Source organism: Leclercia sp. W17 (genome assembly GCF_003336325.1).
Lineage (GTDB): Bacteria > Pseudomonadota > Gammaproteobacteria > Enterobacterales > Enterobacteriaceae > Enterobacter.
Window position 1 is genome coordinate 3,708,403 of the sequence record NZ_CP031101.1, and the last position, 14,140, is coordinate 3,722,542.

General features: G+C 53.2%; 13 protein-coding genes. 8 read left to right on the top strand and 5 right to left on the bottom strand.

Going from position 1 to position 14,140, the window contains the following annotated elements:
* Window positions 1-109 precede the first annotated feature (109 nt).
* Window positions 110-487 carry a DUF454 family protein gene (locus DVA44_RS18425; protein ID WP_103824072.1) on the bottom strand — a complete coding sequence of 126 codons (378 nt, stop codon included), beginning with the start codon at window positions 485-487 and terminating at the stop codon, window positions 110-112.
* 50 nt (window positions 488-537) lie between these two features.
* Here DVA44_RS18425 and priC point away from each other — a divergent pair, with 50 nt between their 5' ends.
* A complete protein-coding gene (gene priC, locus DVA44_RS18430; protein ID WP_103824071.1) occupies window positions 538-1,065 on the top strand; it encodes a primosomal replication protein N'' in 528 nt (175 codons plus the stop codon).
* Window positions 1,066-1,077: 12 nt separating this feature from the next.
* Window positions 1,078-1,236: a pleiotropic regulatory protein RsmS gene (gene rsmS, locus DVA44_RS18435; protein ID WP_103824070.1), complete on the top strand. Its 159-nt coding sequence runs from the start codon at window positions 1,078-1,080 to the stop codon at window positions 1,234-1,236.
* A 29-nt stretch (window positions 1,237-1,265) separates the two neighbouring features.
* On the opposite strand, the gene mscK is transcribed toward rsmS, so the two are convergent.
* Both mscK and acrR read right to left on the bottom strand, forming a co-directional pair.
* Window positions 1,266-4,613: a mechanosensitive channel MscK gene (gene mscK / locus DVA44_RS18440; protein WP_114387766.1), complete on the bottom strand. Its 3,348-nt coding sequence runs from the start codon at window positions 4,611-4,613 to the stop codon at window positions 1,266-1,268.
* A 110-nt stretch (window positions 4,614-4,723) separates the two neighbouring features.
* On the bottom strand, window positions 4,724-5,377 hold the full coding sequence (gene acrR / locus DVA44_RS18445; RefSeq protein WP_114387767.1) for a multidrug efflux transporter transcriptional repressor AcrR: 654 nt from the start codon (window positions 5,375-5,377) through the stop codon (window positions 4,724-4,726).
* 142 nt (window positions 5,378-5,519) lie between these two features.
* Here acrR and acrA point away from each other — a divergent pair, with 142 nt between their 5' ends.
* The 5 genes from acrA to DVA44_RS18470 all read left to right on the top strand — a co-directional run bounded on the left by acrA (window position 5,520) and on the right by DVA44_RS18470 (window position 11,716).
* On the top strand, window positions 5,520-6,713 hold the full coding sequence (gene acrA, locus DVA44_RS18450) for a multidrug efflux RND transporter periplasmic adaptor subunit AcrA (RefSeq protein ID WP_103824067.1): 1,194 nt from the start codon (window positions 5,520-5,522) through the stop codon (window positions 6,711-6,713).
* Between the two features lie 22 nt (window positions 6,714-6,735).
* A complete protein-coding gene (gene acrB / locus DVA44_RS18455) occupies window positions 6,736-9,876 on the top strand; it encodes a multidrug efflux RND transporter permease subunit AcrB (protein WP_103178504.1) in 3,141 nt (1,046 codons plus the stop codon).
* Window positions 9,877-10,366: 490 nt separating this feature from the next.
* On the top strand, window positions 10,367-10,759 hold the full coding sequence (gene tomB / locus DVA44_RS18460; RefSeq protein WP_114387768.1) for an Hha toxicity modulator TomB: 393 nt from the start codon (window positions 10,367-10,369) through the stop codon (window positions 10,757-10,759).
* Window positions 10,760-10,767: 8 nt separating this feature from the next.
* Complete coding sequence (locus DVA44_RS18465) at window positions 10,768-10,986, top strand: HHA domain-containing protein (RefSeq protein WP_032616864.1); 219 nt, start codon at window positions 10,768-10,770, stop codon at window positions 10,984-10,986.
* Between the two features lie 265 nt (window positions 10,987-11,251).
* Entirely contained in the window at window positions 11,252-11,716 is a 465-nt protein-coding gene (locus DVA44_RS18470; RefSeq protein WP_114315745.1) for a YlaC family protein, read from the top strand.
* Between the two features lie 50 nt (window positions 11,717-11,766).
* Here DVA44_RS18470 and ykgO read toward each other — a convergent pair whose 3' ends face one another.
* Window positions 11,767-11,907 (bottom strand): type B 50S ribosomal protein L36, encoded by a 141-nt coding sequence (gene ykgO, locus DVA44_RS18475; protein WP_003859006.1) that lies wholly within the window; start codon window positions 11,905-11,907, stop codon window positions 11,767-11,769.
* Window positions 11,908-12,164: 257 nt separating this feature from the next.
* On the opposite strand from ykgO, the gene DVA44_RS18480 reads away from it, so the two are divergent.
* Window positions 12,165-13,733 (top strand): EAL domain-containing protein, encoded by a 1,569-nt coding sequence (locus tag DVA44_RS18480; protein ID WP_114387769.1) that lies wholly within the window; start codon window positions 12,165-12,167, stop codon window positions 13,731-13,733.
* Between the two features lie 32 nt (window positions 13,734-13,765).
* On the opposite strand, the gene DVA44_RS18485 is transcribed toward DVA44_RS18480, so the two are convergent.
* On the bottom strand, window positions 13,766-14,119 hold the full coding sequence (locus tag DVA44_RS18485; RefSeq protein WP_103824063.1) for a DUF1428 domain-containing protein: 354 nt from the start codon (window positions 14,117-14,119) through the stop codon (window positions 13,766-13,768).
* Between the last annotated feature and the right edge of the window lie 21 nt (window positions 14,120-14,140).

Below are 14,140 nucleotides of genomic sequence, written 5' to 3' on the forward strand. Positions count from 1 at the left end.
AAGGGTTGGTCAAAGTAACAATTGTTTAACCTTTAACCAGGCCCGCCCGTGCTCGAAAACGGTCGAATTTACTGGCTGCGCACAAGAAATGCAACAGCCAGTCTGAGGATTATTGCTTTTGTTGCTTTTCATCAACAACGGGGATCCGCCACATGAAAATGAGCAGGCAAGTGAGGATCGCCAGCAGCAGGATCCGTACCCACATCATTTTGACCAGCCATAATGAAATGGCGAAGGTCACCAGGATCAGCGCAATGGCCCGCGGCTTAGCCCCGGGCGGCATCGCACGGTACTGTTGCCAGTGGCGCAGATAACCGCCAAACCATGAGCGGTACAGCAGCCAGTGGTGAAAACGTGGCGAGGAGCGGGCAAAGCACCACGCCGCAAGCAATATAAAAGGGGTAGTCGGCAGAAGGGGTAAAACGACACCCAGCGTGCCGAGCACTACCGCAAGCCAGCCAATGATGATTAAAATAGTACGCTGCATAATGCGAATCGGTATCAAACTGAACGGCTACTGTACCACTGGAGTGCGGATTGAAAACAGCCTTGCTTTTACAGACACTGCAAAATCAGCTGTCGGCCCTGCGCACGCAGGCCTCCCCGCTGATGCAGCACGCCACGCTGAAGCCGCGCTTTGACCGGCAGCTGTTCCGCACCCGCAGCACGGTGATGAATGCCTATCTGGATGAAGCCCAGCACAACCTGGATGAGCTGCGTCACGCCGTGGAAAAGGGGCAATCTGAGCAGGTGGCCTGGCTTGCCGGTCATCTGGCGGAACAGATTGCCGCCCTGCATCGGGAGATTGCCGCCTGGCCGCTACGCGTCTGGGACAGTTCCTCTGCTGGCACCACAAAATGGCAGCGCAAGCGTCTGGAACACCAGGAGTTTGAACGTCGGCTCTGTGAAATGAAAAATGAACGCACGGCGCGGCTGAATCAGGCCGAAACGCTGGAAGAACAGCAGATGCTGATGCGTGAAATCACCGCCCTGGAAGGACGGCTTGAACGTTGCCGCAAGGCACTGGATGACATTGAACGCGTTATCGCGCGTCTGACCCGTTAACAGGAGTAGTGTGTGTCACTGGAAAACGCCCCCGACGAAGTCAAGCTGGCCGTCGACCTGATCATGTTGCTGGAGAACCATGCTATCCCCACTGAAACAGTGCTGAAAGCGCTGGAGATTGTTAAGCGGGATTTTGAAGGGAAATTACCCTCCCCCCTGCCCTCTCCCTGAAAGGGAGAAGGCGAGAGCGAGGGGGCGCATCACGCTGGGGTCGGATCGTCACCCTTAATGTCACGTTTCACTTCAGTGTGCTCGTCGCCCTTCTCATTGCGCAGATGCACTTCCAGCTGGTTAAACGCGATATTGATGTTGTTCTCGCGACACATACGTTCGATAGTGCGGTTCAGTTCATCCACCGTATAACTGCGATCGCGCAGTTCACGCACGTACAGACGCAGCTCATGATCTAACGTACTCGGCCCAAAGGTTGTAAAGAAGACGGCTGGCTCCGGATCGTGCATCACTTTTGGATGATCCATCGCCGCTTTCAGCAGGACATTTTTCACCGTCTCCAGATCGGAACCGTAGGCCACGCCGAGGCGGATCACCACGCGGGTGATGGTGTCCGACAGCGACCAGTTGATCAACCGCTCGGTGACGAACGCTTTGTTCGGGATGATCACCTCTTTGCGATCGAAGTCAGTGATGGTGGTCGCACGGATACGGATCTTGCTGACGGTGCCCGAGAAGGTGCCGATGGTAACGGTATCGCCGATACGCACCGGACGTTCGAACAGAATAATCAGGCCAGAGACGAAGTTCCCGAAGATCTCCTGCAAACCGAAACCAAGGCCCACCGACAATGCTGCCGCCAGCCACTGCAGTTTGTCCCACGACACCCCGAGCGAACCGAAGACGGTCATGGCACCCACCACCAGAATCACATAGTTCAGGATGGTGGTAATGGCGTAGGAGGCCCCCTGGCGCATATTCAGGCGCGAGAGGATCAGCACCTCCAGCAGGCCGGGTAAGTTGCGGATCAAGGCCCATGCCACCACCGACGAGACCAGCGCGAATAGCAGGCTGCCCATGGTGACGTTTTTCACCACTGCGGCCCCCGCTTCGGTGCCGCTGTAGTGCCATAGCGTAATGCTGTCGAGATAGGCAAAGACGGTGATTAAATCAGACCAGATCGCCCAGAACATCACGCCGAACAGAGCAATCATCACCAGCATGGTGATACGCAGCGTCTGCTGGTTGACCTGCTCCAGGGCGATGGTCGGCTCTTCCTGCGGTTCAGCGCCTTCGGCCCCCTCTTTCACCATATTCTGCCGACGCGCCAGCGCGCGGCGATAGGCAATACGGCGGGCGGCAACGCTCAGCCCGCGCAGCACGGTCTGATAGAGCAGGTTCCAGAAGATCACCAGATAGACGGTTTCAATCCAGCGCCCTGACAAACGCAGGGTGGTATAGAAATAGCCGGTGGCCGTCAGCACCATCAGCGCGACAGGGATAATAGAGAGTACGGTGACCGTCACCAGACGAATGGTATGCGACTCTTTGTCACGCCAGCTGTCACGGAATATCGGCCACATCAGGACGCTTATCAGTAGCAGGTTAAGCAGGATCACGAACTGCCCCAGCACATCATCCATCAGATGGAGCGGAGAGAGTTCCGCCACCACCGACCAGAAGTGCAGCGGCAACAGCGCCAGGCTGATGCGCACAATCTGGCGGCGCCAGTGACTGGTCAGCTGCGCAGGCATATTGAAGTGGCTCACCGCCACGCCGTCTTTTTCCAGCACTTTCCAGCACAGGCCAAAGACCAGCCAGAACAGCGCCAGCTTTTTGCTGAAGGCCCACAGCAGATCGCTGATATTGAGCTGCATGGTGAGCAGGATCAGCCCCGCCGCCAGAATTAACAGGCAGACCGGCAGGGCGCGGATCAGATCGATAAAAATGGCTTTCGGAGTATGAAGCTGGCTGTCATTACGCAACTGCCCGACTTCATTCGCCAGCTTCGCCTGGTACTTTTTCAGCCAGCCAAGACGCCAGCGGATTAAACCGGCAATCAGCAACAGCGGCAGACCCGCCAGGAAGGCAAAGGCCACCGCCGGGCCGGCTTTTTCCCAGTTAACGGTGATTTTCATCCCATTAATCTGGTCTTTTAGCATGCCCGGGAAGGATTTTATCCAGTCCCAGTCCATCGGTTTGTTGCTGTTCACCCAGAAGATTTGCTGGGTGAGGATCTCCTGCAGGCTTTTGGATACGCTCACCAGCTGCTGCTGGTTGATCTGCAGGTTAATGGCCATCATCAGCTGATTACCCAGCTGTTTATTCATCTGGTCCAGCAGCTCGCGGCGCATATCCACCACCTGCAACAGCGCGTCGTGGACCTCTCCATTGACCTCGCTTTTGTGCCCCTCTTCCAGCTTCGCCACAAAGGCATCGCTCTGGAACAGGGCGTCGCGCTGCTGGTTGACCTCAAACTGCTCCAGGCGCAGATCCGCAATGCGGTTGGTCATGTCCTCCAGCTCATCGGCGGAAGGTAAAGTTTGCTGCTGCTGATAAAGGATACGCGACAGTAGCAGGCCGCCTTTCAGGACGGCAATCTGCTCTTTAATATTGCGTTCCGACTGCAGGGCGCGATCGAGCCAGTTTTTGACTTTAATGTTCTGCTGAACCAGCGAGTTGCCGTTTTCGGTGGCGGTTATCAGACGCTGGCTGAGCTGGTGGTTAACATCCAGCTCTTGCTTCACCAGCGGGTTTTCCTGGATACGCGCGGTTTCGTCCGGGTTGATGGCCTCCTGAGCGGTTTTCTCCGTCAGGGTCAGTCGCTTGCTGTTAACCGCCTCCTGCAGCAGTTGCAGTTGATGCTCCAGACGGTTGATGTTTGCGGTGACGTAGTCGCGCTGTTTTTGCAGGGTATCCTGCAGGACGGTATTGCCTTCCAGGCTCTTGCGTTGCTGTTCGATCTGGGCATTCAGCAGAAGCTGCTGCGTCATGAGCAACGTTTGCTGCGTGGGGCGTAACGCCGCCTCGCCCACCGCGGTGCCGTTCAGCCGATTGCGGATCTGCTGCAACTCCTGAGAGGCGGTATACATCGCGTTCTGTACGCGCTCCGGCTGAGTTTGCAGCGAAACCAGCTGGCTGTTGTAGGTTGAGAGATCGCTCTGGGCGGTTTGTAAGTCGTCGAGCAATTGCGATACGCGCAGTTCCAGCTGGCGTAATGAGAGCGTGGCCAGCGTTTTGCGGGTTTCGTCATCATTGTCCACATCGCTCAGCGCATTCAGGCTTTCGGTCGCCTTACGCATCGCTTCCGGCGCCTGGGCCACTTTCTGGCGTAATTGTGTGGTTTCGGCCTTGATCCGCTCAAGCTTATCAATAGTCTCAAGGGTTTCCGTCAGGTCTTTTTGCACCAGCTTGTCCTGCGGATTGAGCTCTTTTTGTTTGCTCAGGGCATCAAGCTGGCTCTGAATATCTGCCCGGGTTGGCGTGTCGCTGGTGTTATCACCACGTGCAAACGCAACCGGGGAGGCCAATAAGGCAAAAAAGAGAAGCAAAATAAAGGCAAAAACAGGATGCGATTGGCGTGTGTAGTGCGACATAGTAATGTGTAATTTGTGTGATGAATGACCGGGATGACCGGCGTGAAGAATATCACGGCAGTCGAAAGCAAAATAGCGTGAACTGTTGGCTCCTGGATAATTCCTGGGAGTCAGGCCAGAAGCGGCTCAGGCTGCGCCCGTAGCGTGGGACAGAGCTGGTACATCTCCAGCAGGATCGCGACATAATCACGGGCTTCACGTTGCAGATCAAAAGACTGGGGGGCAAACAGCCAGTTTTCCATAATGCCGGAAATATAGCTGCGCATCAGAATGGCGGCGCGACGGGTCAAAAGATTAGCCGGGAGCATATTGGCTTTAATACAGTGCGTCAGGGTTTGTTCGATCCGGTCGTAACTGGCCAGACAGAGACTGCGCTGCGCCTGCTGCACCACCGCCATCTCCCCAACAAATTCACATTTATGGAAGATGATCTCGATCATAAGACGACGTCGTTCTTCAATAACTGTCGCCTCAAGGATATAGACCAGAATCTCTCTTAAAACTGAGAGTGGATCGTCAGGGAATTTTGCCCGATACTCAGTCTCAAGATCTCCAATACTGGATTCTGAAAGCTCCCAAATTTCACCAAATAAATCTGACTTATTTTTGAAATGCCAGTAAATCGCTCCCCGGGTAACCCCAGCAGCCTGAGCAATCTGTGCCAGAGAGGTGGAGGAAACCCCCTGTTGCGAAAACAAGCGTAAAGCGACATCAAGGATGTGTTGGCGTGTTGCAAGTGCTTGTTGTTTGGTTTTTCGTGCCATGCGCAGGTGAATTTACAGGAGCCAGATTTACATACATTTATGAATGTATGTACCATAGCACGACGATAATATAAACGCAGCAATGGGTTTGTGGACGCTTGATCCATTGATCAATTTGAAATCGGAAACTCGAGGTTTACATATGAACAAAAACAGAGGGTTAACGCCTCTGGCGATCGTTCTGATGCTCTCAGGCAGCTTAGCGCTTACAGGATGTGACGAAAAACAGGCTCAACAAGGAGCGCAGCAGGTGCCAGAAGTTGGTGTCGTGACGCTCAAAACCGAACCTCTCCAGATGACAACAGAATTACCCGGCCGAACCAGCGCTTACCGTATTGCTGAAGTGCGTCCACAGGTAAGTGGCATCATCCTGAAACGTAATTTTACTGAAGGCGGCGATGTTAAAGCGGGCGAGTCTCTGTATCAGATTGATCCTGCAACCTATCAGGCGAACTACGAAAGCGCAAAAGGCGATCTGGCCAAAGCGCAGGCTGCTGCAAAAATTGCCCAGCTGACCGTCAACCGTTATCAGAAACTGTTGGGTACGCAGTACATCAGCCAACAGGAATATGACAGTGCGCAGGCGGATGCCCAGCAGGCTAATGCTGCGGTCGTCGCTGCGAAAGCTGCCGTTGAAACCGCGCGTATCAACCTGGCCTATACCAAAGTGACCTCCCCAATCAGCGGCCGTATTGGTAAATCCGCTGTGACCGAGGGTGCGCTGGTACAGAACGGCCAGACCACTGCGCTGGCAACCGTGCAGCAACTTGACCCGATCTATGTCGATGTCACCCAGTCGAGCAACGATTTCCTGCGTCTGAAACAGGAGCTGGAAAACGGCACCCTGAAGCAGGAAAACGGCAAAGCTAAAGTTGAGCTGGTCACCAGCGACGGCATCAAGTTCCCGGAGACCGGCAGCCTCGAGTTCTCTGACGTGACGGTTGATCAGACTACCGGTTCAATCACCCTGCGCGCTATCTTCCCGAACCCGAACCATACGCTGTTACCGGGTATGTTCGTTCGCGCCAGCCTGGAAGAAGGGATCAACCCAACCGCACTGCTGGTACCACAGCAGGGCGTGACCCGCACCCCGCGCGGCGATGCCAGTGCGATGGTGATTGGCGCTGAAGACAAAGTCGAAGTTCGTCAGATCAAGGCAACCCAGGCGATTGGTGATAAATGGCTGGTGACCGACGGTCTGAAAGATGGCGATCGCGTCATCATTACCGGATTACAAAAAGTTCGCCCAGGCGCCAAGGTAAAAGCGCAAGAGGTCACGTCTGACAATCAACAACAAGCCTCAGCAGGCGGTCAGTCAGAACAACCTAAGTCTTAACTTAAACAGGAGCCGTTAAGACATGCCTAATTTCTTTATCGATCGCCCCATTTTCGCGTGGGTGATCGCCATTATCATCATGCTAGCCGGGGGACTTGCGATCCTGAAGCTGCCTGTCGCGCAATATCCAACCATTGCGCCGCCAGCAATTTCAATCGCCGCAACCTACCCAGGGGCTGATGCCAAAACGGTGCAGGACACCGTCACGCAGGTTATCGAACAGAACATGAACGGTATCGATAACCTGATGTACATGTCCTCCAACAGTGACTCAACCGGTACTGTTCAGATTACCCTGACCTTCGAGTCAGGTACGGATGCGGACATTGCCCAGGTTCAGGTACAGAACAAACTGCAGCTGGCGATGCCACTGCTGCCGCAGGAAGTACAACAGCAGGGTGTGAGCGTGGAGAAATCCTCCAGTAGCTTCCTGATGGTTGTCGGCGTTATCAACACCAACGGCACCATGACGCAGGAGGATATTTCCGACTACGTGGGTGCTAACATGAAGGACGCCATCAGCCGTACTTCTGGTGTCGGTGACGTTCAGCTGTTCGGTTCTCAGTACGCGATGCGTATCTGGATGGATCCGAACAAACTGAACAACTTCCAGCTGACGCCGGTAGACGTGATCAACGCCATTAAAGCGCAGAACGCCCAGGTTGCAGCCGGTCAGTTAGGCGGTACGCCGCCGGTTAAAGGCCAGCAGCTGAACGCCTCGATCATCGCCCAGACCCGTCTGACCTCTGCGGATGAGTTCAGTAAGATCCTGTTGAAGGTGAATCCGGACGGTTCTCAGGTGCGCCTGCGCGACGTGGCGAAGGTGGAACTGGGTGGTGAAAACTACGACGTGATCGCGAAGTTTAACGGCCAGCCGGCATCCGGTCTGGGGATTAAACTGGCGACTGGCGCCAACGCCCTGGATACCGCGACGGCGATCCGTGCCGAACTGAAGAAAATGGAACCGTTCTTCCCGTCAGGCCTGAAAATCGTCTACCCGTATGACACAACGCCATTCGTGAAAATCTCCATCCACGAGGTTGTGAAAACGCTGGTAGAAGCGATCATTCTGGTCTTCCTGGTCATGTATCTGTTCCTGCAAAACTTCCGTGCGACGTTGATTCCAACCATCGCCGTACCGGTGGTTCTGCTCGGCACCTTTGCTATCCTGGCGGCCTTTGGCTTCTCGATAAACACCCTTACGATGTTCGGGATGGTGCTGGCGATCGGTCTGCTCGTGGATGACGCCATCGTGGTGGTCGAAAACGTCGAGCGTGTGATGTCCGAAGAGGGACTCCCGCCGAAAGAGGCGACCCGTAAATCGATGGGCCAGATCCAGGGCGCACTGGTCGGTATCGCCATGGTGCTGTCGGCGGTATTTATCCCGATGGCCTTCTTTGGTGGTTCTACCGGTGCGATCTATCGTCAGTTCTCGATCACTATCGTTTCCGCGATGGCCCTGTCGGTACTGGTGGCACTGATCCTGACCCCGGCCCTGTGCGCCACCATGCTGAAACCGGTGGCAAAAGGCGATCACGGCGAGAACAAAAAAGGCTTCTTCGGCTGGTTTAACCGCATGTTCGATAAGAGCACGCACCACTACACCGACAGCGTGGGCAACATCCTGCGCAGCACCGGTCGTTATCTGCTGCTCTACATCATCATCGTGGTCGGCATGGCCTACCTGTTTGTTCGTCTGCCAAGCTCCTTCCTGCCGGACGAAGACCAGGGCGTATTCCTGACCATGGCTCAGCTGCCAGCAGGTGCTTCCCAGGAACGTACCCAAAAAGTGCTGGATGAGGTGACGGATTACTACCTGAACAAAGAGAAAGCCAACGTTGAATCGGTGTTTGCGGTTAACGGCTTCGGCTTTGCGGGTCGTGGTCAGAACACCGGTATCGCCTTCGTCTCTCTGAAAGACTGGGCTGAGCGTCCGGGCGACGAGAACAAAGTTGAGGCCATTACGGGTCGTGCGATGGGCACTTTCTCGCAGATTAAAGATGCGATGGTCTTCGCCTTTAACCTGCCAGCGATTGTTGAACTGGGTACGGCAACCGGCTTTGACTTCCAGCTTATCGACCAGGGTGGTCTGGGCCATGAGAAACTAACTCAGGCGCGTAACCAGCTGTTTGGCGAAGTTGCGAAGCACCCTGACCTGCTGGTTGGCGTTCGTCCGAACGGCCTGGAAGATACGCCGCAGTTCAAAGTGGATATCGATCAGGAAAAAGCCCAGGCGCTGGGCGTCTCTATCAGTGACATCAATACCACACTGGGCGCAGCCTGGGGCGGTAGCTACGTCAACGACTTCATCGACCGCGGTCGCGTGAAGAAGGTCTACGTGATGTCTGAAGCGCAGTACCGTATGTTGCCGAGCGATATCAACAACTGGTATGTGCGCGGCAGCAACGGACAGATGGTGCCATTCTCAGCCTTCTCCACCTCACGCTGGGAATACGGCTCGCCACGTCTGGAACGTTACAACGGTCTGCCATCCATGGAGATCCTGGGTCAGGCGGCACCGGGCAGAAGTACCGGTGAGGCCATGAACCTGATGGAAGAACTGGCAGGTAAACTGCCAGCAGGCATCGGCTACGACTGGACGGGGATGTCCTATCAGGAACGTCTGTCCGGCAACCAGGCCCCTGCCCTGTATGCCATCTCCCTGATTGTGGTCTTCCTCTGTCTGGCGGCGCTGTATGAGAGCTGGTCGATTCCGTTCTCCGTTATGCTGGTTGTTCCGCTCGGCGTTATCGGCGCCCTGCTGGCCGCCACGTTCCGTAGCCTGAATAACGACGTTTATTTCCAGGTGGGCCTGCTGACAACCATTGGCTTGTCGGCGAAGAACGCGATATTAATCGTCGAATTCGCCAAAGATCTGATGGATAAAGAAGGGAAAGGCCTGATTGAAGCGACGCTGGAGGCGGTACGTATGCGTCTGCGTCCTATTCTGATGACCTCGCTGGCCTTTATCCTCGGCGTTATGCCGCTGGTTATTAGCTCGGGTGCAGGCTCCGGTGCACAGAACGCCGTAGGTACCGGTGTAATGGGCGGGATGGTGACCGCAACCATCCTGGCCATCTTCTTCGTGCCGGTGTTCTTCGTGGTCGTACGTCGCCGTTTCAGCCGTAAGAACGACGAAACCGAACACAATCATCCGGTGTGATGACCCCGATTCGGGTTTAAACCTTAAAAAGGCCGCATATGCGGCCTTTTTTTCAGCAATTAAAAATCATAAAATTAGCTTATTGAGGGTTTATATATTTAATGTAACCCTTAAACGGCTTATCATATTTAACCTGGTTCTATTACAGAAATTCTCAAATTTTTGCGTCACGTCTTAGGTATTAAGAGTATTCCTAGTGTTTTTTGATTTTAAACGCCCGGGCCTATGATTTTAAGTGTGGCCGGAAAATCACACAGGGGGATAAGTAAAGAGCTGTATCAGGATAAAACAATATATAACATAGCGACCGCCAGAGCCTGTAAAATGCTGCGTAATTGTAATTTTTCGTAATAGCGCGGTGAAATCCTGATTAGAGTAGATTATAGTTAAAGCAAGAGGCATAACAGTAGTCATTGACACTGAGTCAAGTTGTACCCTTCCCGACAACGATGTTCGGTGAGTAAAAAATCACTCAAAAAGGGGATGCGCTATGGACGAATACTCGCCCAAAAGGCAAGATATTGCACAGTTGAAATTCCTTTGTGAATCCCTGTACCATGACTGCCTGACCAATCTCGATGAAAGCAACCATGGCTGGGTAAATGACCCTACTTCTGCCATTAATTTGCAGTTAAACGAGTTGATTGAGCATATTGCTACCTTCGCGCTTAATTATAAAATTAAGTATAACGAAGATAATAAGTTGATTGAGCAGATTGACGAATACCTGGATGACACTTTTATGTTATTCAGTAGCTACGGCATTAACACACAGGATTTACAAAAATGGCGTAAATCTGGCAATCGGCTTTTTCGTTGTTTTGTCAATGCGAGTAGAGCTAATCCGTTAGTTTCTCCGGTTAAAATTATTACAAACAATTAGGTGAATTTATGTCTGATAAACCATTAACCAAGACTGATTATTTGATGCGTTTGCGACGCTGTCAGTCCATTGACACCCTCGAACGCGTCATTGAAAAAAATAAATACGAGCTTTCTGATAATGAGCTTGCGGTATTCTATTCAGCAGCCGATCATCGCCTGGCTGAACTTACGATGAATAAGCTGTACGATAAAATCCCAACTGCTGTATGGAAGTTTGTACGCTGATTGTCTCTCACAACTGTCAGAGATAAAGACTCTACTTTCAGATGTTTCATCCTTTGCATGACAGGCCGTTCTCCATCGCTGGGCTAGCGCCATCGTTGGGGGGGAAGCATTGCGTTGTACTGAACAGCCAGCCATCTCATCCCACCCGCCCTTTCCTGGTAACTGTTATGATATTTCTTAGCATAACTGTTACTGTCCACAAACATTGTGGTCACTTAAAATATACGGATCCTTCGTATTAAGTTGAATTCAGAAAGGGCAGAAGATGACCGAGATACAACGCCTGCTTACCGAAACCATTGATGATCTCAATGTTCGCGAAAAGCGTGACAACAAGCCGCGCTTCAGCATCAGCTTTATTCGCAAACATCCTGGTCTGTTTGTCGCCATGTATGCGGCGTGGTTTGCTACGCTGGTGGTGATGCTGCAATCCGAAACGCTGATTGGTTCCGTCTGGTTGCTGGTTGTCTTGTTCATCGTCTTTAACGCCTTCTTCTTCTTTGACGTTAATCCGCGTTATCGCTATGAAGATATTGATGTGCTTGATTTCCGGGTCTGCTACAACGGTGAGTGGTACAACACGCGCTTTGTGCCTCCTCAGCTGATCGAAAATATTCTGCATTCCCCTAACGTCGAGTCGCAGCAAAAAGAGAAACTGCAGAAGATGATCGCCACGAAAGGCGAGCTCTCTTTCTACGATGTCTTCACCCTCTCCCGCGTAGCCGCCTAACCCTGGCTCTGGCCTGCCGCCGACATCAGCGGCAGGCATCTTTATCCCGCTTAACGTCTCTTCTTACGCCCCTGCACCGCCTTAAAGCGCGGATTAGATTTACAAATGACATATAGCCGCCCTTTACGCTTCACAATCTGACAATCAGGATGGCGTTGTTTAGCGCTGCGCAATGAATTCAGAACCTGCATACCTACCTCAATATGATTTGTTATAACATAACAATTAGCATATCCGAGTAGAGGTGCAAAAACAACCTGCGCCTGTAGCGATCGTCGGGTTTTCGCTCTGTGAAAAAGTCACTTAAAATGGTATTTAATTCAGTGTCTCAATTGCTGAATGAATTCACTCTCAACAGCGTGCTATGACACTACACTTCAACGGCTTTTTCGTTTTAATGTCATCGGCTTGGGCGCCCTATACCGGCGTTATAAAAGGAAACAGGAGCATGACAACCCGACACCTGGTCAGTGTGGTTACCTGTGTACTCATCATTGCTGTCCTTGTTCCTGTCTGCCTGAGCATCTGGCTGGCACACCGCAATGCAGAAGATAAGTTTGTCGATGATTTGAATAGTTACTCTTCGCGCGTACAGATACGTACCGACAAAGTGATTAGCCAGGCGGAATCCGCGCTGAAAGAGATGCACGCTTTTAACGGAACCCCCTGTACCTACGAACATGCGATGGCGATGCGCCGCGCCTCCTTTTCCTGGCGCTATATTCAGGAAGTCCTTTACGTTGAGGATCTGAAACCGCGCTGCTCGTCGCTGGAACAAGTGAGCCATGCCGCCCCGTTTCCGCCAGCATTGCGCATCACCTCCGATGGCTACCGGGCCTGGGTCACCTCACATAACGATCTGGGCCTCGACCGCTATATGGCTGCGATTGGCACAGAGCACTACATTGTCATGATCGATCCGGCCTCGCTGATCGATGTGATCCCCTTTGGCTCATGGCCGATCGACGTCGCCCTGGTGGGGCTTCGCCGCAATATCGTTTTTGCCAGCAGCAACAAGCTGGATATGCAGGTGTTCCAGGAAATGCAGCGCAATGGCAGCACGAATTTCCAGCATAACGGCGTGATGTACAACCGGCACGATGTTTCTGACCTGGGCTTCACCATTGTGGCGTGGTCCTCTCTGACCCCTTTGCAAAAGAGCTGGCACCACCAGCTTATTTTCTGGCTGCCTTTTGGTGTCCTGATCAGTCTGCTGACAGCCTGGTTTATATTGCGCGTGTTACGCCGCCTGCAGTCGCCCCGGTATCGTTTAATGGATGCGATTAATGCCCGGGAATTCCAGGTTCATTTCCAGCCGATTGTGAATCTGAACAGTGGCAGACTCACCGGTGCGGAAGCCCTCGCGCGCTGGTCGCAACCGGACGGCAGCTATCTGTCACCCGATATTTTTGTCTCCCTGGCGGAACAGACGGGCCTGACCAATCAGCTGACGACACTTATCATTGAAAAGGTGTTTGAGGATATGGGCGAATGGTTACGCCAGCATCCGGGCCACCATATCTCGATAAACCTGGCGCCGGAGGATTTGATCTCGGGTACCGTGCTCCCGCTGCTGAGCCGCCTGCTGAATCAGTGGCAACTGCACCCTTCGCAGATTGCGCTGGAGCTCACCGAGCGCGGGTTCGCCGATCCTGCGGTCAGCGCCCCGGCCATTGCCGCATTCCGACGTGCCGGGCACTCTGTCTATATTGATGATTTCGGAACGGGTTACTCCAGCCTCAGTTACCTGCAGGATCTGGATGTCGATACGCTAAAAATTGATAAGTCGTTTGTGGATGCGCTGGAATATAAAAATGTCACCTCGCACATCATAGAGATGGCCAAATCGCTCGATCTGGACATGGTGGCAGAAGGTATTGAAACCGAAGGCCAGCTGGCATGGCTTCGACGCCACGGTGTGCAGTACGGTCAGGGCTGGTTTTACAGCAAGGCGCTGCCGAAAGAAGCGTTTATCCAGTGGGCGGAAACGAATCTTGATCCCGAGAGCCACGCTTAGCACCCGGCGGGAAGCGCCGCCGGGCGTCACGCCTATTCGTCCAGAAGCGGCGAGAAGCCGCCATAAATCATCCGCTTACCGTCGAATGGCATCGATTCGCCAAATTCTTTCATTCGGGGATCGTTCATCATCTTCCGGTTCGCTTCGTCGCGCACCTCTCTGGAAGGATATTCAATCCAGCTGAAGACCACTTCTTCGTTTTCTTCCGCCTTCACCGCCAGGCGAAAGTCCGTTAATTTGCCGTCGGGTACGTCATCTGCCCAACACTCTACAATACGCAGCGCGCCAAACTCTTTAAACAGCGGCGCGGCTTTCGCCGCCAGCTCGCGATAAGCCTCCTTATTATTCGCGGGAACGGCAACCACAAAACCATCGACATACTTCATCAGATAAACCTCCGAAGTGAA

What these genes read in the sequence shown, in the direction of transcription:
- DVA44_RS18425 (WP_103824072.1), bottom strand. Translation starts at nt 487, where the DNA reads ATGCAGCGTACTATTTTAATCATCATTGGCTGGCTTGCGGTAGTGCTC.
- mscK (WP_114387766.1), bottom strand. Translation starts at nt 4,613, where the DNA reads ATGTCGCACTACACACGCCAATCGCATCCTGTTTTTGCCTTTATTTTG.
- acrR (WP_114387767.1), bottom strand. Translation starts at nt 5,377, where the DNA reads ATGGCACGAAAAACCAAACAACAAGCACTTGCAACACGCCAACACATC.
- acrA (WP_103824067.1), top strand. Translation starts at nt 5,520, where the DNA reads ATGAACAAAAACAGAGGGTTAACGCCTCTGGCGATCGTTCTGATGCTC.
- acrB (WP_103178504.1), top strand. Translation starts at nt 6,736, where the DNA reads ATGCCTAATTTCTTTATCGATCGCCCCATTTTCGCGTGGGTGATCGCC.
- tomB (WP_114387768.1), top strand. Translation starts at nt 10,367, where the DNA reads ATGGACGAATACTCGCCCAAAAGGCAAGATATTGCACAGTTGAAATTC.
- DVA44_RS18465 (WP_032616864.1), top strand. Translation starts at nt 10,768, where the DNA reads ATGTCTGATAAACCATTAACCAAGACTGATTATTTGATGCGTTTGCGA.
- DVA44_RS18470 (WP_114315745.1), top strand. Translation starts at nt 11,252, where the DNA reads ATGACCGAGATACAACGCCTGCTTACCGAAACCATTGATGATCTCAAT.
- ykgO (WP_003859006.1), bottom strand. Translation starts at nt 11,907, where the DNA reads ATGCAGGTTCTGAATTCATTGCGCAGCGCTAAACAACGCCATCCTGAT.
- DVA44_RS18480 (WP_114387769.1), top strand. Translation starts at nt 12,165, where the DNA reads ATGACAACCCGACACCTGGTCAGTGTGGTTACCTGTGTACTCATCATT.
- DVA44_RS18485 (WP_103824063.1), bottom strand. Translation starts at nt 14,119, where the DNA reads ATGAAGTATGTCGATGGTTTTGTGGTTGCCGTTCCCGCGAATAATAAG.